This is a genomic window from Fictibacillus sp. EA-CB0309, assembly GCF_055814265.1.
Genome location: NZ_CP169271.1, coordinates 2,755,394 through 2,774,312 on the forward strand (window position 1 = coordinate 2,755,394; position 18,919 = coordinate 2,774,312).

The 18,919-nt window shown below is 42.6% G+C and carries 21 protein-coding genes, 2 pseudogenes and 1 riboswitch; of the genes and pseudogenes, 5 read left to right on the forward strand and 18 right to left on the reverse strand.

Annotated features, from left to right (window positions below; genetic code table 11):
* Nucleotides 1-242: 242 nt before the first annotated feature.
* The 3 genes from ACEWFH_RS15370 to ACEWFH_RS15380 are packed head-to-tail and all read right to left on the reverse strand — an operon-like array spanning nucleotide 243 to nucleotide 3,299.
* Nucleotides 243-1,211, reverse strand: a complete 969-nt coding sequence (locus ACEWFH_RS15370) for a sugar phosphate isomerase/epimerase family protein (protein ID WP_473724682.1) — start codon at nucleotides 1,209-1,211, stop codon at nucleotides 243-245.
* 1 nt (nucleotide 1,212) lies between these two features.
* On the reverse strand, nucleotides 1,213-2,268 hold the full coding sequence (locus tag ACEWFH_RS15375; RefSeq protein WP_473724683.1) for a Gfo/Idh/MocA family protein: 1,056 nt from the start codon (nucleotides 2,266-2,268) through the stop codon (nucleotides 1,213-1,215).
* Nucleotides 2,265-3,299 (reverse strand): Gfo/Idh/MocA family protein, encoded by a 1,035-nt coding sequence (locus tag ACEWFH_RS15380; RefSeq protein WP_473724684.1) that lies wholly within the window; start codon nucleotides 3,297-3,299, stop codon nucleotides 2,265-2,267. The genes ACEWFH_RS15375 and ACEWFH_RS15380 overlap by 4 nt, the downstream gene beginning before the upstream one ends.
* 150 nt (nucleotides 3,300-3,449) lie before the next feature.
* Between ACEWFH_RS15380 and ACEWFH_RS15385 the strand changes: the two genes are divergently transcribed.
* Nucleotides 3,450-3,575, forward strand: coding sequence for a hypothetical protein (locus ACEWFH_RS15385; RefSeq protein ID WP_473724685.1), 126 nt, complete (start codon nucleotides 3,450-3,452; stop codon nucleotides 3,573-3,575).
* Here the strand turns inward: ACEWFH_RS15385 and ACEWFH_RS15390 are convergent.
* From ACEWFH_RS15390 to ACEWFH_RS15400, 3 genes are all read right to left on the reverse strand, one after another.
* Complete coding sequence (locus ACEWFH_RS15390; protein ID WP_473724686.1) at nucleotides 3,568-4,290, reverse strand: ThuA domain-containing protein; 723 nt, start codon at nucleotides 4,288-4,290, stop codon at nucleotides 3,568-3,570. The two genes, ACEWFH_RS15385 and ACEWFH_RS15390, sit on opposite strands and share 8 nt — an antisense overlap.
* Before the next feature lie 90 nt (nucleotides 4,291-4,380).
* Nucleotides 4,381-4,647, reverse strand: a complete 267-nt coding sequence (locus ACEWFH_RS15395) for a substrate-binding domain-containing protein (RefSeq protein ID WP_473724687.1) — start codon at nucleotides 4,645-4,647, stop codon at nucleotides 4,381-4,383.
* Between the two features lie 26 nt (nucleotides 4,648-4,673).
* Nucleotides 4,674-5,396 carry a LacI family DNA-binding transcriptional regulator gene (locus tag ACEWFH_RS15400; protein WP_473724688.1) on the reverse strand — a complete coding sequence of 241 codons (723 nt, stop codon included), beginning with the start codon at nucleotides 5,394-5,396 and terminating at the stop codon, nucleotides 4,674-4,676.
* Between the two features lie 153 nt (nucleotides 5,397-5,549).
* Between ACEWFH_RS15400 and ACEWFH_RS15405 the strand changes: the two genes are divergently transcribed.
* Nucleotides 5,550-6,638: an AI-2E family transporter gene (locus tag ACEWFH_RS15405; protein WP_473724689.1), complete on the forward strand. Its 1,089-nt coding sequence runs from the start codon at nucleotides 5,550-5,552 to the stop codon at nucleotides 6,636-6,638.
* Between the two features lie 19 nt (nucleotides 6,639-6,657).
* Complete coding sequence (locus ACEWFH_RS15410; RefSeq protein ID WP_473724690.1) at nucleotides 6,658-7,512, forward strand: DUF1206 domain-containing protein; 855 nt, start codon at nucleotides 6,658-6,660, stop codon at nucleotides 7,510-7,512.
* Between the two features lie 111 nt (nucleotides 7,513-7,623).
* On the opposite strand, the pseudogene ACEWFH_RS15415 reads toward ACEWFH_RS15410, so the two are convergent.
* From ACEWFH_RS15415 to thiD, 10 genes and pseudogenes are all read right to left on the reverse strand, one after another.
* A pseudogene (locus tag ACEWFH_RS15415) lies at nucleotides 7,624-8,858 on the reverse strand (MFS transporter).
* 271 nt (nucleotides 8,859-9,129) lie between these two features.
* A complete protein-coding gene (gene clpP / locus ACEWFH_RS15420) occupies nucleotides 9,130-9,711 on the reverse strand; it encodes an ATP-dependent Clp endopeptidase proteolytic subunit ClpP (protein ID WP_394603179.1) in 582 nt (193 codons plus the stop codon).
* Nucleotides 9,712-9,726: 15 nt separating this feature from the next.
* Entirely contained in the window at nucleotides 9,727-9,939 is a 213-nt protein-coding gene (locus ACEWFH_RS15425) for a hypothetical protein (protein WP_473724691.1), read from the reverse strand.
* Nucleotides 9,936-10,520 carry a winged helix-turn-helix domain-containing protein gene (locus ACEWFH_RS15430; protein ID WP_473724692.1) on the reverse strand — a complete coding sequence of 195 codons (585 nt, stop codon included), beginning with the start codon at nucleotides 10,518-10,520 and terminating at the stop codon, nucleotides 9,936-9,938. The genes ACEWFH_RS15425 and ACEWFH_RS15430 overlap by 4 nt, the downstream gene beginning before the upstream one ends.
* Nucleotides 10,521-10,707: 187 nt before the next feature.
* A complete protein-coding gene (locus ACEWFH_RS15435) occupies nucleotides 10,708-10,947 on the reverse strand; it encodes a hypothetical protein (RefSeq protein ID WP_473724693.1) in 240 nt (79 codons plus the stop codon).
* Nucleotides 10,948-11,017: 70 nt separating this feature from the next.
* The gene (gene thiW, locus ACEWFH_RS15440) at nucleotides 11,018-11,536 is read right to left on the reverse strand and encodes an energy coupling factor transporter S component ThiW (RefSeq protein ID WP_473724694.1); all 519 of its coding nucleotides are present in this window, start codon (nucleotides 11,534-11,536) and stop codon (nucleotides 11,018-11,020) included.
* Nucleotides 11,537-12,147 (reverse strand): annotated as a pseudogene (gene thiE, locus ACEWFH_RS15445) (thiamine phosphate synthase).
* 58 nt (nucleotides 12,148-12,205) lie between these two features.
* Nucleotides 12,206-12,691 carry a hydroxyethylthiazole kinase gene (locus tag ACEWFH_RS15450; RefSeq protein WP_473724695.1) on the reverse strand — a complete coding sequence of 162 codons (486 nt, stop codon included), beginning with the start codon at nucleotides 12,689-12,691 and terminating at the stop codon, nucleotides 12,206-12,208.
* A gap of 23 nt (nucleotides 12,692-12,714) precedes the next feature.
* Complete coding sequence (locus ACEWFH_RS15455; protein WP_473724696.1) at nucleotides 12,715-13,104, reverse strand: hydroxyethylthiazole kinase; 390 nt, start codon at nucleotides 13,102-13,104, stop codon at nucleotides 12,715-12,717.
* Nucleotides 13,091-13,903, reverse strand: a complete 813-nt coding sequence (thiD, locus tag ACEWFH_RS15460; protein ID WP_473727318.1) for a bifunctional hydroxymethylpyrimidine kinase/phosphomethylpyrimidine kinase — start codon at nucleotides 13,901-13,903, stop codon at nucleotides 13,091-13,093. Before thiD ends, ACEWFH_RS15455 begins: the two co-directional genes overlap by 14 nt.
* 107 nt (nucleotides 13,904-14,010) lie before the next feature.
* A riboswitch (TPP riboswitch) is annotated at nucleotides 14,011-14,118 on the reverse strand.
* A gap of 372 nt (nucleotides 14,119-14,490) precedes the next feature.
* On the opposite strand from thiD, the gene ACEWFH_RS15465 reads away from it, so the two are divergent.
* Nucleotides 14,491-14,721, forward strand: coding sequence for an IDEAL domain-containing protein (locus ACEWFH_RS15465; protein WP_289496102.1), 231 nt, complete (start codon nucleotides 14,491-14,493; stop codon nucleotides 14,719-14,721).
* Between the two features lie 138 nt (nucleotides 14,722-14,859).
* Here ACEWFH_RS15465 and ACEWFH_RS15470 read toward each other — a convergent pair whose 3' ends face one another.
* Nucleotides 14,860-15,774: a DUF4349 domain-containing protein gene (locus ACEWFH_RS15470; RefSeq protein WP_473724697.1), complete on the reverse strand. Its 915-nt coding sequence runs from the start codon at nucleotides 15,772-15,774 to the stop codon at nucleotides 14,860-14,862.
* 192 nt (nucleotides 15,775-15,966) lie between these two features.
* Here ACEWFH_RS15470 and ACEWFH_RS15475 point away from each other — a divergent pair, with 192 nt between their 5' ends.
* Nucleotides 15,967-17,001: a YecA family protein gene (locus ACEWFH_RS15475; RefSeq protein WP_473724698.1), complete on the forward strand. Its 1,035-nt coding sequence runs from the start codon at nucleotides 15,967-15,969 to the stop codon at nucleotides 16,999-17,001.
* 517 nt (nucleotides 17,002-17,518) lie between these two features.
* Here the strand turns inward: ACEWFH_RS15475 and ACEWFH_RS15480 are convergent.
* A complete protein-coding gene (locus tag ACEWFH_RS15480; protein ID WP_473724699.1) occupies nucleotides 17,519-18,841 on the reverse strand; it encodes an APC family permease in 1,323 nt (440 codons plus the stop codon).
* Nucleotides 18,842-18,919 lie beyond the last annotated feature (78 nt).

Here is an 18,919-nt window from a genome sequence, read left to right on the forward strand (position 1 = left end):
CATACCATTTCCACAAAACTGGCCGGTGATTCGAGATACAATGCGGGTAAGAAAGATTTAGATTTCGATAGTAATGGTTTTTCAAGTATGTTTTTTGTTTGTTTTATTTAACAGTTTGTAAGAAAAAAGCCAGAAATCTGATGTTCAGATTTCTGGCTTTTCTTAAATCAAAGGGGTGTGCACCCACAAATACAAATCAATGTGATTTGTATTTGTTTGGGAGTCAGAACCCCTACTTTTTACTACACCCACCACATTTCGGCTGGCTGTTCTGCGATGAGGATTGACTGCAGGTTCTTCACCGCACGCGTGAATCCTTCTTCAATCGACATGATCGGATCTTCATGCTCGATGCTAACAACATAGTCGTATCCATACGTACGAAGCGCACTCATCATGTCCGACCAGTCTTGAACGGAGTGGCCGCATCCAACTGACCGGAAGCTCCATGCACGGTTTTGAACTGCGCCGTATGGCTGCATGTCTGTTAAGCCGTACATGTTGATGTTATCTTGATCTAAATACGTGTCTTTTGCGTGGAAGTGATGGATTGCTCCAGCTTTTCCAAGAATCTTGATTGCAGCTACTGGATCGATTCCTTGCCACCAAAGGTGTGATGGATCCAGGTTTGCACCAATTGCATCACATGTCTCTTCACGAAGTTTCAACAAAGTATAAGGAGTGTGTACTAAGAAACCGCCGTGAAGTTCTAAACCGATCTTCACGCTATGCTCTTTAGCAAATTGACCCCAAGTACGCCAATAAGGAATTAGCTTTTCTTCCCATTGCCACTTCAACACATCACTGTACTCGTTCGGCCAAGGCGATACCGGCCAGTTCGGATACTTAGCGTTTTCTGAATCCCCTGGAACACCGGAAAAACAGTTCACAACTGGTACATTCATCAACCCAGCAAGTTCTACTGTTTTTACAAACGTATCGTGTGATTCTTTAGCAAAAGCTTCATCGGGAGATAAAGGATTCCCATGACAGCTGAACGCTGAAATCGTCAATCCGCGCTTCTCTACTTCATGAAGATATTCTGCACGCTTCTCTTCACTTTCAAGCAGTTCATCAAGCGGACAGTGTGCGTTTCCAGGATAGTTTCCTGTGCCGATCTCGACCGCTTGAACGCCAGCTTCCTTTACATAGTCGAGCATTTCTGTAAATGATTTTTGTGCAAAGAGAACTGTAAATACACCTAGTTTCATGCTACTTCACTCCTTTTTCATTCTGCAGCTGAACACCCTTACCCATCAAGCTGCTTGCATAGATCGCCTCGATCACACGAGATGTGTTCATCGCTTCTTCAGCCTTCACAAGAGGCTCTGCTTTGCCTAAACAGCTATCCACAAAGTTTTGAGCTTGAGGCAAACCTGGGTCATCTTCGCCTAGGATCCAGTCTGCTTTTGTTGTTGTCATCATTCCATTACCTGCTTTATTCACCGCAAATGGGAATACATCAAGTCCGCCTTTGTCTCCTGAAATACGAAGCAATTCCGCATCATCCGGAATGTTTGCAGCCCATGATGTTTCAAAAAGAATCGTTCCACCGTTTGCTAAACGAATGTAAGCCGTCACGTGATCGTCTACTTCAAACGTGTCTGCATCAAATGAACCCCATTGATTTACTTGTTCTGCTTCTCGGCTAACCGTGTTATACGTTTGGCCTGTAACTTCATTTACTGTCGGGTTATCCAACAGCCAAAGTGTCAAATCTAGCAAATGACATCCATAATCTATTAAACTTCCGCCACCTTGCAGCTCTTTGTTCGTGAACACTCCCCAGCCAGGCACTTTGCGTCTTCTCAGTGCTTGTACACGTACGACAAGCGGATTACCCACTTCGCCCGCTTCCATCACACGCTTTGCCGCTTGAGATTCCTTCATATAGCGGTAGTGGTAAGCAATTGAAAGCACTTTACCAGAGCGCATTTCCGCTTCTACCATCTCAGCGCATTCTTCAACAGTCATCGCCATTGGTTTTTCACAAAGAACATGTTTTCCTGCATCTAGTGCAGCAACTGTAATCTCTTTATGAAACTTGTTTGGCGTACAAATAACAACTGCATCTACATGCGGCCACATTTCTGTATAGCTTGTAAAATAATTCGGTACGTGAAATTTTTCCGCGGCCATTTTTGCTACATCTACGTTTACATCACTAATGGCTGTTACTTCCGCTGTATCACTTAATTTTTGAAAAGCGGGGATATGGCGGCCCTGTGCAATGCCCCCAGCCCCGATGATCCCAACTCTTAGTTTCATGCGTGAACTCCTGTTTTAACTTTTTCAATCGTTTTCTTTTCGTTCGATTCTAATGCAGCCAGAATGACAGCTAGTGAACGCTTGCCTTCTTCTCCCGTAATAAGCGGTGAGTTTCCAGTTTCAACCGCTTCAATAAAGTGGTCAACCACATGTGAATTCGACTGGTTTTCGTTCGTTTGGATCGCACCAAGTTCATAGCGTACGATCGATCCGTTCGTATATTGAGCAACAAGTGAATATTGTGGATCATCTTCTAAACGAAGAATTCCTTTTTCACCATAAATAATTGTAGAGTTGTCTTCTTTAGCTGTATAAGACCAGCTTGCTGCTAATGTTCCGATGATGCCGCTCTCTGTTTTCAGCACACAAACCGCTGTATCATCAACAGATGCAAACTCTTTTGCGCTCGTTTCTACAAAAGCACCCACTTCTGCAATCTCTTCACCTAAAATGTAACGGATCAAGTCAGTCTTATGAACGCCAAGGTCACCCATCGCGCCGATAAACGCTTCATCCTTTTTGAAGAACCAGCTGCTCGCACCGTCAACACTCCAGCCTTCAGGTCCTGGGTGTCCAAAAGCTGTACGGAAGCTATAAACTTTGCCTAGCTCACCTGACGCGATGATTTCACGTGCTTTTTGATGAGCTGGAACGAAACGCTGGTTATGCCCAATCATTAGCGTTTTGCCGCTTTTCTCAGCTGCTGCTATCATCTCTTCTGCTTCTTGTAGAGATGTTGCCATCGGTTTTTCACATAAAACGTGTTTCCCTGCATTTAGAGCCGCGATTGAAATCGGTGCGTGCAGATAGTTTGGCGTACAAACACTCACAGCCTCTACTTCTTCAAGAGCAAGCAGTTCGTTGTAATCCGTAAAAATCTTTCCTCCATATACCGCTTGTGTTGATTCAGCACGTTCTTTAACGATGTCACAAACCGCAACGATCTCTACATCTTGGTTTGCTGCATATTCTGGCAAGTGGCGGTGCTGTGCAATACTACCGCATCCGATAATTCCAACTTTAACTGTCATGTTTAGTTCCTCCTTGAAATGAATCGTTTTTTATTTTGCTCTTTACTAAGAGGTTGCTATTTGATTACTACTAAAGAATTTCTAAGACTGCTCCATTGCTTGTTAATTGTAGTGCAAGGTGCGAGACTCTAGGCTAGGACAGGCTGGCAGGTGAGACACTTATACGTGAAACGTACGAATGTGGCTCACCGCCTGCCCCGCGGAAAGCGAGCACCTGGAGCGGAAATTAACCACTCTCAAGGCATCCCTGTCTCTATACCAAAATTTTTTATTTAGCTCCAATCGCTTCAAGCGGTTTTGCGTTCCCGTACTTTGGAGCTTGACTGCCAGACGGAGCCAAGAAAGAAACGGCATTCGTAATCACTTTTTGTACGTCTTCGTTGTAATACGTTGGATACGTTTCGTGTCCTGGACGGAAATAGAACACCTTCCCTTTTCCACGGTTGTAAGCTGCTCCAGATCGGAACACTTCCCCACCTTCAAACCAGCTGACGAACACAAGATCATCTGGAGCTGGAATATCAAAGTGCTCGCCATACATTTCTTCTTTTTCAAGTTCGATGTATTCACCAAGTCCGTTTGCTACCGGGTGGCTCGGGTTCACGATCCAGATGCGTTCTTTTTCATCAGCTTCACGCCATTTAAGATCACATGATGTACCCATCAGCTTTTTAAAGATTTTAGAGAAGTGGCCAGAATGCAATACGAGCAAGCCCATTCCGTCTAATACACGCTGATACACTTTATTTACGATTTCATCTTCCACTTCGTCGTGCGCTAAGTGTCCCCACCAAACAAGAACATCTGTGTTGTTTAATACTTCTTCTGTCAAGCCGTGATCTGCCTCATCAAGAGTAGCTGTATTTACATCATGTCCTGCGTTTTCTAAGAACTCTTGTATCGCACCGTGAATTCCTTTTGGATAAATTTCTTTTACTACCGGATTTTTTTGCTCATGACGATTCTCATTCCAAACTGTTACTCTAACCATTTATGATTTCCTCCCATATATGTGTAAGCGTTTTACGTAAACGTTTACGTATTTCTCAAATAAAAATGAAGCTTTTGTGTGATCCGTTTTTTATTTGTCACGTAAATCACTGACGGATTGCCTTTCGATTATGGAAAAAGGCATATAACGGCTTTCTGCTTCTTTTTGTTCACCTTTAATCAAATTGACTAGTATTTCTCCTGCTGTCTGCCCCATGTCTTTTAACGGCTGGGATACAGTCGTTAATGCTGGATAACACATCTCAGCAATCTTCAGATTATCATATCCGATAATCGATAATTCTTCCGGCACTTTAATACCCAACTGATGTGCTGCCGACATAGCTCCGATTGCCATCTCATCACTCGCTGCAAACAAGGCGGTCATTTTTGGAAGTTTTTAAGAAGCAGCGGCAATGATTCTTTTCCGTTTTGAAAACGGTAGCCTTCATTCGTTGTTACATGATCCTCTGAAAAAGGCAGACCATGTTTTTGTAGCGCTTCTTGAAATCCTTGCATTCTCGGAACTCCTGCTATCGGGTCGTGATGACTTCCACCGATCATTCCAATCTGCGTATGCCCTTTTTGGATTAAATACTCAGTTGCTTCATAAGCTCCTTCATAATCGTTAACCCGAACAAAAGGCAAATCATAATTGGTTGATGCAGTTGAAACAAGTACTACAGGGACCTGCATCTCTTGAAAGATTTTATAATACTCTTCCTTCACATCTTCTGAAGCGAAAATGATGCCATCTACCCTTTTTTCCTGCAGCAACCTAAGGTATTTCACGGTCCGCTTTCCACTTGAAGTCGTGTTGCACACGATGACGCTGAACCCTCCGTCATGCGCTGCGTTTTCCACACCTTCAAGAACTTCTGAGGAAAGCATTCCTGATACCTCTGGAAACAAAACACCGATCGTTTGCGTGCGTTTGTTTATAAGTCCGCGTGCTATCGCGTTAGGCTGATAGCCCAGTGCCTCAATAGATTGCTGCACTTTTTTCTTCGTTTCCTCCGAATAGCCTGGCAACCCGTTTACAATCCGAGAAACAGTAGCAATTGAAACGTTTGCATGTTTAGCCACATCTTTAATTGTCGGATTCAAAACATCTACCTGCTTTCTTTTTACGTAAACGTTTACATTTACACTTACAATCTATCAGCGCTTTGCAAAAAAGTCAATTATTTATTCATAAAAAAGATTACAGTTTTTTAAAAAGGGAAAAGACTACTATTAAGAAATGGAGGTCACGTTTTTATGTGGTATCAGCACTCATTCTTCAAGTACGCCGCAGGATCCGTACTATTGCTCACTATTCTTTTTTTACTAGGAAAAATCGATTACCTGCTTGACTTCCTTTATCTCGTCATTTCAAGTGTCTTCTTTCCATTATTTATTGCAAGCTTGCTTTATTATTTGTTAAGACCTCTGATTCGGTATTTAATCAAGAAAAAGGTACCAAAATTTGTTGCTATTTTGGCTGTACTTCTTGGATTGATTTTATCGATTTCAGGAATTGCAACACTTGCTGTCCCCGTTGTTGCCGATCAGCTAACGAACATAACAGATGATTTCCCTAAAAAGATTGGCGAAGCGACAGAAAAAACAGGCACGATGATCACAGGCTCGAAGAAATCTTTTATCGACAGTACGCAAGTCGCCAAGTTAGCAACACAGCGCCTTGAGAAGTTTACAAGTTCTGTTTCAAAAGATGTCATTGCACTGGTCACGACGTTGACAAATATCGCTCTCGTGCTATTAGTAGTGCCCTTTATCCTGTTTTATTTATTGCTTGATGATAAAAAGTTCTTTAACTACTTTTTGAGACTTGTCCCTCATCATATGGAACATGATGTAGCAGCGATATTAAAGGATATAGATTCCACGCTCTCATCTTACATTAAGGGACAAGTGTTAGTGGCTTTTTTCGTAGGAATTTTCATGTATGCCGGTTACTTATTAATCGGACTTAAGTTCGCCCTGGTTCTTGCTCTTTTTGCCGTACTAACGAACGTGATCCCTTTTTTAGGACCTTTTATCGGTGTGTTCCCTGCCCTCCTGGTCGGGTTAATTCAAGACCCGTTCATGGCCATAAAAGTAGCAATCGTTACACTTGTTGTTCAACAAGTGGAGGGTAACATCTTATCACCGCAAATTATGGGAAAACAGCTTCGTATCCATCCGCTTACGATCATATTAGTCGTGCTCATGGCTGGTGCAGCGTTCGGATTTATCGGTTTACTTTTAGCTATTCCTGCTTATGCCGTTACAAAAACGATCATTAGCAACCTTTACCGCATCTATCTGCTATACAATCCACCAGAGTCGAGAAGCAATCTGCTCTGAAAGGAGAAACGTGTCGACCGTGAAACAGCCATTTGTGAAGGAAATTACGTTAAAAGATAAAATATTGAGCCGTTTTGAATCATGCCGGCCATGGGTGCACCGTTTTGCCCGTGTCGGTTATCTTTCCAAAGGAATCGTTTATGTGATCATTGGTATTCTTGCTTTGATCATGTCAACTGGAAAGCATCCGAATGAAGCAAGTTCAAATGGAGCTCTTTATACGATTGCTCAGCAGCCTTTCGGACCCGTATTATTGATCGTGCTTTCGATCGGCTTAAGTGCTTATGCGTTTTGGCAAGTCGTTAAAGCTGTCTTCGACCCTGAGTGTGTCAATCATAGCTGGAAGAGATGGTTTAGCCGCTTAAGTTATTTAATTATTGCTGGTGTATATATCGCAATGTGCATCAGTTCATTACGAATCTTATTTCGCGCCAGAGCTGAATCTTCAGATAAAACCTACCAAACTCTATCTGCCCAAATGCTATCACAGCCATTTGGACAGTTATTAATAGCTATTGGTGGACTCGTGTTCGGAATCATAGGAATCGTATTTATGCACCGTGCCTTTTCACACCGTTTTAAGCGTGATTTGAAGAAAAATGAGATGAATAAAAAAGAATGGCGATGGAGCGGCTATATCGGAACGTTCGGAATGGCCGCAAGAGGAATCGTATTTTTGATCATCGCGTTCTTTCTTGTGCGAACCGCTGTACTGGCAGACCCTGAAGAGACACGAGGGCTGGACGGAGCGCTTCTTGAACTCGCGGCACAGCCGTTTGGACCTGTGCTGCTCGCAATCGTTTCTCTCGGCTTTGTGTCATACGGAGTTTTTATGTTTGCTAGCGCCCGGTATAGGCGGTTAAATAGCGGTTAAATAACGGTAAAAGAAAAAATCCTTGTCTGTTTTTGCAGACAAGGATTTTTTGTGTTTCTGACAAATACAAATTTGGAGAATTTGTATTTGTTTGGGGTCAGACCCCCTTTTTTATTCTTTCGACCACTTCTCGAGCGTCTTATCTGTTGGGAGCATAACCGTCAACAGCCCTAACAACGGCAAGAAGCTGATTAAGAGCATCGTGTTTGAAATACTAGTAAGATCCGCGATTTTACCTAGAACAACAGAACCGAGGGCACCCATACCAAAAGCGAGACCTACAATTAACCCTGAGACCATGCCGATCCTTCCCGGCACGAGTTCTTGCGCATATACGACCGTAACCGAAAAGCTCGTGTTTAAGATAAAGCCAATCACGAAGAACAAAGGAATCACAGCCCATAAGCCTACGTGCGGCAAAAGAAGAGCGAGTGGTGCTGATCCGACCATTGACCAGAAGATCATGTTCCGTTTTCCTAATCGGTCTGCGATCGGTCCGCCAAAGAATGTTCCAAGCACGCCTGATGCCATAAACACGAATAAATAAACTTGAGCCTGACGAATCGACAAGCCGTAGTCATCAATCAAATAAAACTGATAATAGTTACCGATTCCTGAGAAATACCACGAACGTGCAAACACTAAAAAGACGAGGAGTGCCATCGCTCCGATGACTTGATTCTTTCTTTTTTATCGATCGTCTTTTTCTCCCCCGTCTGCTTCTTAACACGTGGAAAATGAACAAGCTGCTTTGCATACCAACCTGATATATAAAACAAAACAAAAATTGCGACAGCTGCCAGTGATGTAAACCACACAGCCCCAAACTGACCGAGCGGAACGAATACAAGTGCGGTCATAACGGGTGCAAGTGAGCTACCCGAATTTCCACCAACCTGATAGATAGATTGAGCTAATCCTCGACGGTTGCCCGCTGCCATATACGCAACACGCGACCCTTCTGGATGGAAAACGGCACTCCCCAGTCCAATACCAATTACGGATATAATGATTAAGTAAAACGAATCCGCAAATGCAATGCCAAGCATACCTATCAAACTAGCCATCATACCAAAAGGAAGCAAATAAGGTGATGTCGTACGATCCGTATACCATCCTATTACCGGCTGCATGATGGATGAAGTGATATTAAGCGTAAAAGCAATCCAGCCCAGCTGGGTAAACGTCAGATTCATGGATTTCTCTAAAATAGGAAAAATGGCTGGGATTACGGCCTGCATTGAATCGTTTAACAGATGGACAAAACTAATGGCAAAGAGGATTGAATAAATGGTTTTCTGCTGTGAAGACGCTAAGCTTGGCGTCTTTTCTGTTGGTGCTGCCATGCTGCATTCCTTCTTTCTTTGATCTTAACTAGTAAATTGTCTTGCAATCTATGTAACTTACAATAGATTACCATAATCAACGTGTCCAATACTAAAATACATAATTTCGACACGTGAAATGGAGCAAACACCCTAGTAGAAATCCTTAAAAGCACGTGGGAAATAAATTGTTTGGGGACTGCCCCCCATGACCCCCATGCCAATACAAAACAAGAAGCCAGCCCGTCAATAATGGGCTGGCTTCTATCCTTGTATTTATACATCTTCTCGCTTAAACCTTCTCGATCACCTTGTCAATGATTCCATATTTTAATGCTTCTTCTGCTGACATGAAATAATCACGGTCGGTGTCTTTTTCTACTTTTTCAATCGGCTGCCCCGAACGGTCGGAGATGATCTTATTCAACAATTCTCGCGTCTGCAGGATGCGTTTTGCATGAATCGCCATATCTGACGCCTGACCTTGTGTACCGCCTAGTGGCTGATGAATCATTACTTCAGCGTTAGGCAATGCATATCTTTTACCTTTAGCTCCGGCTACCATTAGGACTGCCCCCATTGAAGCTGCCATACCGATACAGATTGTGGACACATCTGGCTTGATGAACTGCATCGTGTCATAGATCGCTAGGCCTGCAGTAACGGATCCGCCAGGAGAGTTGATGTAGATCGAAATATCTTTATCAGGATCCTCTGCAGCCAAGAACAAAAGCTGTGCAACGATAGAGTTTGCCACGTTATCATCAATCGCGCTTCCCAACATGATGATCCGATCTTTCAAAAGTCTTGAATAAATATCGTAAGACCGCTCTCCGCGGTTTGTCGATTCAACAACCATAGGTATTAAGTTCATTTCATTTCCTCCTTGTTATGCCGCGATTGCCATCGGGCTTGTGTTAGATGTGTGTGGTACATGTATTTTTCCGAATCCTGATGTGATGAAGATGATTTTAGCCGGCTCTTGCTGATTTTCTGCTCCTTCAACCTGTACTTCTATTTTCATGGGAAGTACATTCGACTCATCATCAGCTGCTGAATCTCGCTTAATGGGGGTAACCGTGTTTTTGTTGTCCTTCTTCACGTTGTGCCGCCTCCTTCAGGTTTTGGATACATGGCCATTGAAACATGATGCGTTTTAGCATTTTCTTGATTGGGTTTGTGATGCTTTTGGATGAGAGCTGTCAGCATGGCTGCATAGTCTTGCAGGAAAGCATTTCGAGTTTCAACACCTGAAAGCGATAGCTCCATCTCCATTACAGCACTGGGGATCTCTTCGTCGACCACCTGCTCCATAAGAGAAACGGCATCACGTTTTATTTTTTCTGTGAGTGACAATACGTGAGCGAGAGCGGTTTGATCTTGAAGCTTCTTGATTGTTTCGGAAGAAAGCCCCAATGAATCTGATAATAAAAACGACCTGCCGGCACTTACATATAGAACTTCTACAAGATTTCTTACATTCCTTGTACCCGCACGAACAACAAGCCCAACTTTTTCCAAAGCTTTAAGATGGTAGTTCACCTTTTGAGCGGAATCATTCATTTTCTTTGATAGCTCTGTCGCAGATTTCGGCTCCTTCAACAAGCTTATGATTTCTGATCGTACTGGATGCAGAAGGGCCGCCGCTTGCTCGGGCTCTGTGACGATAAACGTTTCTGGCATGCTCTGATTCCTCTTCACTCTCATCACCTCACTTTTACTTATTCCCTGTACGTAAAAATTATTCTTTACGTAAAATCATTTTATTACGTCAAACATCATTTTGTCAAAGAATGAAGCAAAATATACGTTTGCCTATGTGCACATAAAAAAACAGACTGTCCTGTATCATCCAGCCTGCTTTCTTCCGTTATAAAAGTGGAATTACACCGAGAATCAAGAAAATTACCGCCATACCTGCATTTAACCAAAATTCGGTTTTTTGCTTAAATAGTTTTCGTTCCACCGCACGAAATGAAAAGATGACCATTAAGATCGAAAACAATACGGTGGGGCTCTCCCATGTCTTTCCGTTATAGATGGCGAGCAGCAGTCCTAAGAACATGAGTACCATCTCAGTATACACCCAGTGTTTTGGTCGTTTTTTCATCAAATAAAGGCCCCTTTCACCGGTTGATAGTACACAGTGTACGGTGTGGAGGCCTATTCGGTGCTTATCTTTACACGGATTTTCCGTATTTTTCTCTTAACCAGCTGCCCGCGGCTGCATTTTTATGAAGAACACGCAGCACAATCCATCCTAGCAATCCCCCAATCACAGAACTCAAAAGAAAAGGTATTACAAAAAAGAACGCACCTGTTTTAGAACCCAATAGGTATGTAGCTACTGGCACTGCCACTAAAGCTCCAATGATGCCGGTCCCGAGCCATTCTCCAAGTGCAGCAAAAATATATCTTTTTCCCTTTATATAAAAATATCCCGCTACTAACGCACCGATCATTCCTCCTGGAAAGGCAAGCAATGAACCGACACCGAACAAGTTGCGCAGCAATCCGATGCTAAACGCGACAACCATTGCTGGAAACGGTCCGAGTGTCACACCAGCAATAACATTTATCGCATGCTGAACAGGAAAGGCTTTGGCAACACCCGCGTGAATCCAAAAGACATGAGAAGACAGTGTACCTATCGCAACCAACATCGCCATAAGAGTAAGTTTCTGAACAGATATCTTCACTTACATACCTCGCTTCGCAAACTGAATAGCGTCAATCATATTCCTTGAGGCTTGTTCAGGGTGATCCACACCACTTATCGCCGAAATAACTGCCGCACCATCAGCACCTGCCTGAATTACTTCACCCGCATTACCAATCGTAATGCCGCCTATTCCAACGAGTGGTACGTTGATATGATTCCTGCGAAGTTCTTTAATCAGTCCTACGCCAACCGGCTCTTCAGCATCCTGTTTTGAAATAGTTTGATAGATTGGTCCTGCCCCGATATAGTCTGCACCGTTAGAAACGGCGTCTTCCGCTTCAGCCAGTGTATGAGCAGACACACCAAGTATTTTACCTGTTGTTTGTTGGCGTATCGTCTTTAAGTCACCGTCACTCTGTCCCACATGAAGTCCATCTGCATCGACGAATTTCATTAGCTCCAGATCATCATTTACGATAAAAAGCACCCCGTGTTCTCTGCATATTTTTTTGCGCGGCTAGCAATTTCAAGGCGCTTTGCACCACTTAAACAGTTTGCTCCTTTTTCCCGAAACTGAAAAGCAGTAATACCACCTCGTATCGCTTGTAAAAGAATACGCTCAAAAGCTTCCGGAGAATCACAGTTCATCGTTCCTGCCACAAAATAAAGGAAAGCTGCTGTTTTAAGTCAGGCTTAGAAGAAGTCTTCATATTCTTGCTCCTTCCTTTAAAGTGTGATCTTGCCAGTTGATTGAACACTGCCAGATTTCTGGTGTGGTTTCTAATACAAACAGCTGATCGATAAGGTTTTGCTGAAAGCTTCCAGGTCCCTTTGCTGTCTTCACCGCTTCCTCAGCCGCTTTTGTGAGCATAAGAATCGCTAAAGCTGTTCGATCTAAAATGGATAAGGTCTGCGTTCGTGTCTCTTTCTCTTTCTGATTCGCCTGATATAAAGCCACCATGGATGTAGCAAAACAGCCCGTCCCTGTAACGAAAGCTAACATGTGATCGCCATGAGAAAGAACAATGCTTTTCTCGCCATCAGAAATAACATCCTTCTCACCCGTCATCGCGATGAGACACCCTGTTTGCTTTGAAGCCGCAGCAGCAAGCTGTATCAAGTCATCTTCAGAGCTTCCAAGTTCACCGTCAACTCCCTTACCAGCCCACTCTCCTTCAGCAAGAAATTGCATCTCTGCAGCGTTCCCGCAAATTGTCAGAATTGTTTGGGGACTGACCCCTTCAATTGTGAATATTCTGATAATATATTTTTAACCACCTCTTGGCGGAAAGCTGACAGTCCTATTCCAACTGGGTCGAGTACGACAGGCACTCCCGCGTGCATCGCTTTTCGAAAAGCTAGAATCATAGACTTTGCAGTTGGTTCATCGAGCGTTCCGATGTTCAGCACTAATGCATTAGCAACCCCGACAGCTTCTTCAACTTCACGTGCGTCATCAACCATCATCGGGCTGCCTCCAGCTGCGAGCACCCCATTTGCAAGGAAATTCATTGTTACGTTATTGGTAATATGATGAAGCAGCGGCTTCTCTTTTCTGACTTCTGCAACAAACGCCTTCCATTCTTGTACTCTAGTATTGTTCATGTGCAATCCTCCTATAAGCAAAATGATTAACTGGTCCATGACCTGAACCGACTTCTATTCCATGTTCAATCGCGTTTTGAATAAACCTTTTTGCATGCTCTATAGCACTCTCTGCTTTCCTCCCGTAAGCCAGTTCTGCTGTAATGGCTGCAGAGAACGTGCATCCTGTTCCGTGTGTATTTTTTGTGTGAACACGCTTTTCCACAAGCTCAACCATCTCAACACCGTTATAAAGAAGATCGGATACGTATTCACCGCTGCCAAAGTGACCACCTTTTATTACGATATAATCACCACCACCGTCAAACAGCACTTTTGCCGCTTCTGCTCTCGCTTCCTTACAATCTATCGTGATGCCTGTTAATGCTTCTGCTTCAGGAATGTTAGGAGTGATGATTTTCGCGATTGGCAGCATACACATTTTCATCGCGTCCAATGCTTCCTCACCTAAGAGAGTGGCACCGCCTTTAGCGATCATGACCGGATCGACAACCACGTTGTTCCATCCAAATATTTTAATAAAGTAAGCCGTTTTTTCAATGTACTCTCCTGAAAACAACATTCCAGTTTTTACAGCATCTGGTTTCAGGTCACTTCCGATCGATTGCAGCTGAGTTTCCAAACCCTCTAACGAAACAGGAAACACCCCTTGAACGCCGGTCGTGTTCTGAGCCGTCACCGCTGTTAGAACGGACATGCCATAAACACCAAACTCTTGGAACGTTTTCAAATCTGCTTGAATACCTGCTCCTCCGCCGCTGTCTGACCCTGCGATTGTCAGAGCTTTACTTACTTTTATCAGTTGTCCCACACTATCTGCCTCCTTATTACATACGCAAAAAAAGCCACCCGCTAAATAAATAGCGGGTGGCCGTTACAGTTTCATTTGAATAAAAGAGAAGCATGTAATCATCCACACCGCTTCCCTACGCCAGTACGATCTGGATCAGGTTCAAAGGGTCGAAGGCTACAACCTTCTCTCAGCTTTTTTAAAAAGCACCCCTAGCGGAAATGACAATATTGAGTTAATTCAATCCTACCCACACGCAACTTAAAATGTCAACGTTTTTTTCGAATAAGTGTTTTAAGTGTGTTTAAGCACCTTCAAATAAGGGGAAATAGTAACTAACACACAATAACAACATAAAAAACACAGAACAAAAACATTTGTAACACTTGGCAAAATACAGAAATAAACATGACAAACCATTAACATTTTTACCAAAAGGTGGTGAAAAAGCAGTACATTAGAATGATTATCGAAAATTTTTTCAGAATTTTCAAATAAAATGGTTGTCATTGGGCATCTTGCTCAGTATACTAGTAGAAACCTAGAAACATAAAAGGTTAAATTGGATAGGGAGATAATTTAAGGAGGGAAACAGGATGAAAGACAAAAACACTTCTTTTAACAAAAATCAAAACGAGATGGTGCAGTACAAGCAACAAAAAAGAGACCCCTTTGCCTTCAGCCTTATTGCCCAAATGGTACTGGATGAGGCCCTTCACAATTATTACAAAGAGTATTATGAAAGAGAAATCGACAATGCCTTGGATACAAAAGATAAAGAGCGTTTTATGAAATTAACCTCAGAATACAAAGCGTTTCTCGGTTAAGGCTTCTTAAACGGTACACCTTTTATAAAAAAGTGCCGTAAAAGCCAAAACACCCTTTCAGCAAACGGATCGATATCCGTGCTGCAGAGGGTGTTTCTGACGTACCCGTTAACTGACACTAGTTAAAATCCAAATCAATCAATTCAACGTTGTCGGTGATTCCGGCTTTTTCTTTTGCCCTTTTTTCCGTTTCCACCAAAGCCAGTAAAGCACCGCGATCACAATCACCCATACAGGTGCCAGACCAAACAGCGCAACGACTACAAAGGATACCGCCGATACCAAAAAATTCACGGTTTCCATAAAAAGCATCTTCGTTTTTGCCCACGTATTTAATTCTTCTGTCTGAAGTTTTTCTGCTTTTAGATTTCTTACTTCAAACTGTATCGTTACCGTTGAGTAATCACTTTGATTCTTCAAGAAATTCAATCGACCTTCAATTTGTTCGATCTCTTCCTGAACGGAAGCAAGGTCAGCTGAGATCTTTAATAAGTCTTCTGTTTTCTGTGCATCCTTCATGAATGATTCCAGACGGTCTCTCACTTGCTGTTTCGCTTTTAACCGAGAAGAGAGGTCCACATATTCTTCTGTAACATCTTCTCCCCGTACATTTTCGTGTGGTGTTCCTTTACTTAAATTTCGAACCTCATCTAAAAACGTACGAAAACCATCTATCGGAACACGCACAACCATCATGCCGGATTCATACCCATTCTCACCTGCACTTGTATTCGATTCCACAATATAGCCGCCTTTAATCTCAACCATGTTTCGAACCGTTTCCATCGTGTTCTGCAATTTATCTACAGAAATCTGCATGTCTGCATTATAGATGACTTTTCTTTGATCTTTAATTCGCTGCTTCTTATCTCCACTAGTATCCAATTCAGTTTTTGTCTTACCTTCTTCTGAAGAATTGTCCATCTTTTCATTAGAACTGCTGCTGCCACTATCATGATCACTAGCCATCTTGCTTTCAGACTTATCATTGCTGCTGCATGCGCTAAAGAGGAGCACGACGACAAATACCCACACTTTCCATTTTTTCCACATATCGTAATTCCCCTTTTCACCTTAGACGCTTTAAAAGAAAAAAAGGTTTCAACCCCCAAAAAACCAACCTATTTAATGATTTTTTCTCGTCTCGTTTTATGTTAAAATGTTGTCTGATGATTGTAAGTTTGAAAAAAATCCGATTTATGCTAGTATGTACAGGATAAGTAAGTGGTTTACTGGAGGAATAGCATGTCAATGATAGGAAGAAATGATCCGTGCTATTGTGGCAGCGGAAAAAAATATAAGAAATGTTGCTTACATAAAGAAGAGCAAACACGCGAAGTATCCTTTCACCAAGAAGGACTTATCAAATTCGCGCTTGAGAACTATCAACAGGACTTAGCAGCACGCACATCTCAATATGTGAAAAAGTATCCTGTTGCAAAAGAGCAAGAACAAACATACGCGAATATTGCGGTATGTTGGGAAATATTCTGCTCAGAAATTAAGGATGGAAAAACTCCTGTAGAACTTTATGTGGATAAAGTAAAGAGCACCGTTAAACCGGAAGTCGCAGAAATCCTTGCTGGCTGGATAACAGCAGCACCTTCCCTATATAAAGTTTTGGAGCAAAAAACAGGATTCATCTTTACCGTTCAAGATATTTGGTCTGAGAAAGTATTTGATGTAACCATCAATGCTGCAGAAAAACCAAAACAAGAGAGTGCTTTGCTTGGAACACTCGTTTCAAATGGCATCAACCATGAGTTTTATGTAGGTTATGTTGAAATGCCAATGTCCGAACTGCCACCTTTAAAAGCGGCAGTAGAAAAACTTCAGCCTTTAGCTGATGCTAAGGAAATCTTCAAAAAAGAGTTCCCTGCTGTTCTTCAGCTATCTTTAATCGATATTTCTGAAGGCGTTCCTCAACCAAAAGAGGATAAGTCTCTTGATGATAAAAAATCTGCTGTAATTGAAAGCGAAAAAGCAGTGGAAGTATCCGATCAACAAGAAGAAAAATACACAGCTGTAACGGATCTTGTCAAAGCGAATGCTGAAACAGAAGTGATAGAAGAAGCTGAAAAACTTTGGAGCGAATATATCACAGAATCTAAACCAGCGATTCGAAAAGAAGAGATCTATGCAGCGGCACTTGACTATCTCGTTTCTAAAGATATTAGAGGAATCGCTTCTACTCAAGCGGAAACAGCTAAAAAGTATGGCGTTTCACCTGCAAGCCTTTCATCACGTTATCGTGAAATGAAAGAACTATTAAGTGTATAAGTCATCATACATTTCTTTAACCCGTCAGAGCTTCTGGCGGGTTTTTATTCTTATGTTTTTGCATACATTGTCGCTCTTGAGAGTAGTTGATTTCCGTTCCAGGTTGCTCGCTTTCCGCGGGGCAGGCGGCGAGCCACATTCATACGTTTCACCCTTAAGTGTCTCACCTGTCCGGCCTCAAGAAAGTATACTTGCTCCTGCGTCTACAAGTTAATACTACTGCAGTAAGCTTCCTCGTCGCATATCTTGCGAGATGCTTCTCAAGTCGTAGGTACGCACCCTCCACTCCAACCAACAGTCAAAGAAGAAAATAAAAATGAGGTTTGAAAGGAATAAATTTTTTAGAAATCTAAAAGATATTTGCTTCTGAGTATTTTTTTAAAATAAATTAATCGGGTTAAAAGCATGAGACTCCTGGAGAAAAAAACGTGACAGGTTAGTCGCTGTAGAGCAAAGCACGAGGTGCTCAAGGTATCAAAGTTTGCAAAAACATCCTTACAAAAAAACAAGACCCCACTTATAAGGAGTCTTGCTTTTGATTTCGCTGCAGCCAATAATAAATCGGTAAACCTGCAACTGTAATGAAGATTGCCGTTAAACTGTCGAATGGATCGTTCAATATTGTTGCTCCCACAATGTAGATAGAGCCCAAAATCGCAAAGATCGGGATAACCGGAAATAACGGAACACTGTACACTCTTTTTTGACCTGCATGCCGTTTACGCAGTTTAAACACGGCATAAAACGCGAAGATGTAAAAGATATAAACAGCGAAGATCGCCATCTCTGAAAGATAATCAGGGTCTGTTAACAGCATCATGATGATCGCAATGACCACTTGTAAATAAGTAGCTGCGATCGGCGTACCGTACTTATCGCTCACTTTGCTGAACACACGTGAAAGTGGAAGCTGATTACGTTCAGCCATTGCAAACGGCACACGTGGAATCGTTAAGATTTTTCCGTTTAAGCATCCGAAGATCGATACAGCAATACCTACAGCAATTAATTTTCCGCCTAACGGACCGAAAAGAATGGTTGCTGCTGATGCTGCTGAGTTCTCGCCAAGCCTTACGATTTCTGAAGCTTGCAAAATGTGAAGCAGTGCAATGTTAACGAGCAAGTATGCTGCCATTACAATTAAAATCCCGCCGATGATTGCTTTCGGCAACGTTTTACCAGGGTCCTTCATCTCACCTGCAACAAAACCAACCATTAGCCATCCATCATACGCAAATAGTGTCGCTAATATTGCAGCACCCATAGAGATTTCTACGACTGCCCCGCTTGAAGCATCTAAAATTTGTTCATTTCCTTGCCAAATACCGAAGACGATAATTAAAGCAATCGGCACGAGTTTACCTAGCGTAAAAACATTTTGTACGAAACCACCGTACTTTGTACCAAAGTTATTTACAATCGTAAGAAAAAGAACCGTTCCTATTCCGATCCATGGACCAAACGACTTTTCCCATGAAAATAAATTAACCATTAATGATCCGAAGTATAATCCAAGAGCACCAATGACAGCAGGCCCATAGATTACCGTCTGCACCCAGCCGCTAAGATAGCCCCATAGCTTGCCGTATACTTCTTCCATATACACATAAAGTCCGCCCGTCTTAGGAATCTGTGTCGCCACTTCAGCAATCGTTAAACCGCCTGCTAACGTGATCAATCCCCCTAGCGCCCATGCTAAAAGGGCAAGGTTTGAGTTCCCTGTGTACTCAAGAACACTTCCGGGTTTCATGAAAATCCCCGAACCAATAACCGTTCCAATAACGATGGACATGGCTACAGAAAGCCCGATGTCTTTTTTCAATGCTGCTTCTTGATTCATGCTGTGTCCACTCCTTAAAGAAAACTGCGCTGACGCCTTGCCTTTTTGCGTCTGCCTTAGTAGCGCTTATAACGATCG

Excerpts from the sequence above, each read along its gene's own strand:
- ACEWFH_RS15370 (WP_473724682.1), bottom strand. The coding sequence starts at position 1,211 with ATGAAACTAGGTGTATTTACAGTTCTCTTTGCACAAAAATCATTTACA.
- ACEWFH_RS15375 (WP_473724683.1), bottom strand. The coding sequence starts at position 2,268 with ATGAAACTAAGAGTTGGGATCATCGGGGCTGGGGGCATTGCACAGGGC.
- ACEWFH_RS15380 (WP_473724684.1), bottom strand. The coding sequence starts at position 3,299 with ATGACAGTTAAAGTTGGAATTATCGGATGCGGTAGTATTGCACAGCAC.
- ACEWFH_RS15390 (WP_473724686.1), bottom strand. The coding sequence starts at position 4,290 with ATGGTTAGAGTAACAGTTTGGAATGAGAATCGTCATGAGCAAAAAAAT.
- ACEWFH_RS15395 (WP_473724687.1), bottom strand. The coding sequence starts at position 4,647 with ATGGCAATCGGAGCTATGTCGGCAGCACATCAGTTGGGTATTAAAGTG.
- ACEWFH_RS15405 (WP_473724689.1), top strand. The coding sequence starts at position 5,550 with ATGTGGTATCAGCACTCATTCTTCAAGTACGCCGCAGGATCCGTACTA.
- clpP (WP_394603179.1), bottom strand. The coding sequence starts at position 9,711 with ATGAACTTAATACCTATGGTTGTTGAATCGACAAACCGCGGAGAGCGG.
- ACEWFH_RS15430 (WP_473724692.1), bottom strand. The coding sequence starts at position 10,520 with ATGCCAGAAACGTTTATCGTCACAGAGCCCGAGCAAGCGGCGGCCCTT.
- ACEWFH_RS15435 (WP_473724693.1), bottom strand. The coding sequence starts at position 10,947 with ATGAAAAAACGACCAAAACACTGGGTGTATACTGAGATGGTACTCATG.
- ACEWFH_RS15450 (WP_473724695.1), bottom strand. The coding sequence starts at position 12,691 with ATGCAATTTCTTGCTGAAGGAGAGTGGGCTGGTAAGGGAGTTGACGGT.
- ACEWFH_RS15455 (WP_473724696.1), bottom strand. The coding sequence starts at position 13,104 with ATGAACAATACTAGAGTACAAGAATGGAAGGCGTTTGTTGCAGAAGTC.
- ACEWFH_RS15465 (WP_289496102.1), top strand. The coding sequence starts at position 14,491 with ATGAAAGACAAAAACACTTCTTTTAACAAAAATCAAAACGAGATGGTG.
- ACEWFH_RS15470 (WP_473724697.1), bottom strand. The coding sequence starts at position 15,774 with ATGTGGAAAAAATGGAAAGTGTGGGTATTTGTCGTCGTGCTCCTCTTT.
- ACEWFH_RS15475 (WP_473724698.1), top strand. The coding sequence starts at position 15,967 with ATGTCAATGATAGGAAGAAATGATCCGTGCTATTGTGGCAGCGGAAAA.
- ACEWFH_RS15480 (WP_473724699.1), bottom strand. The coding sequence starts at position 18,841 with ATGAATCAAGAAGCAGCATTGAAAAAAGACATCGGGCTTTCTGTAGCC.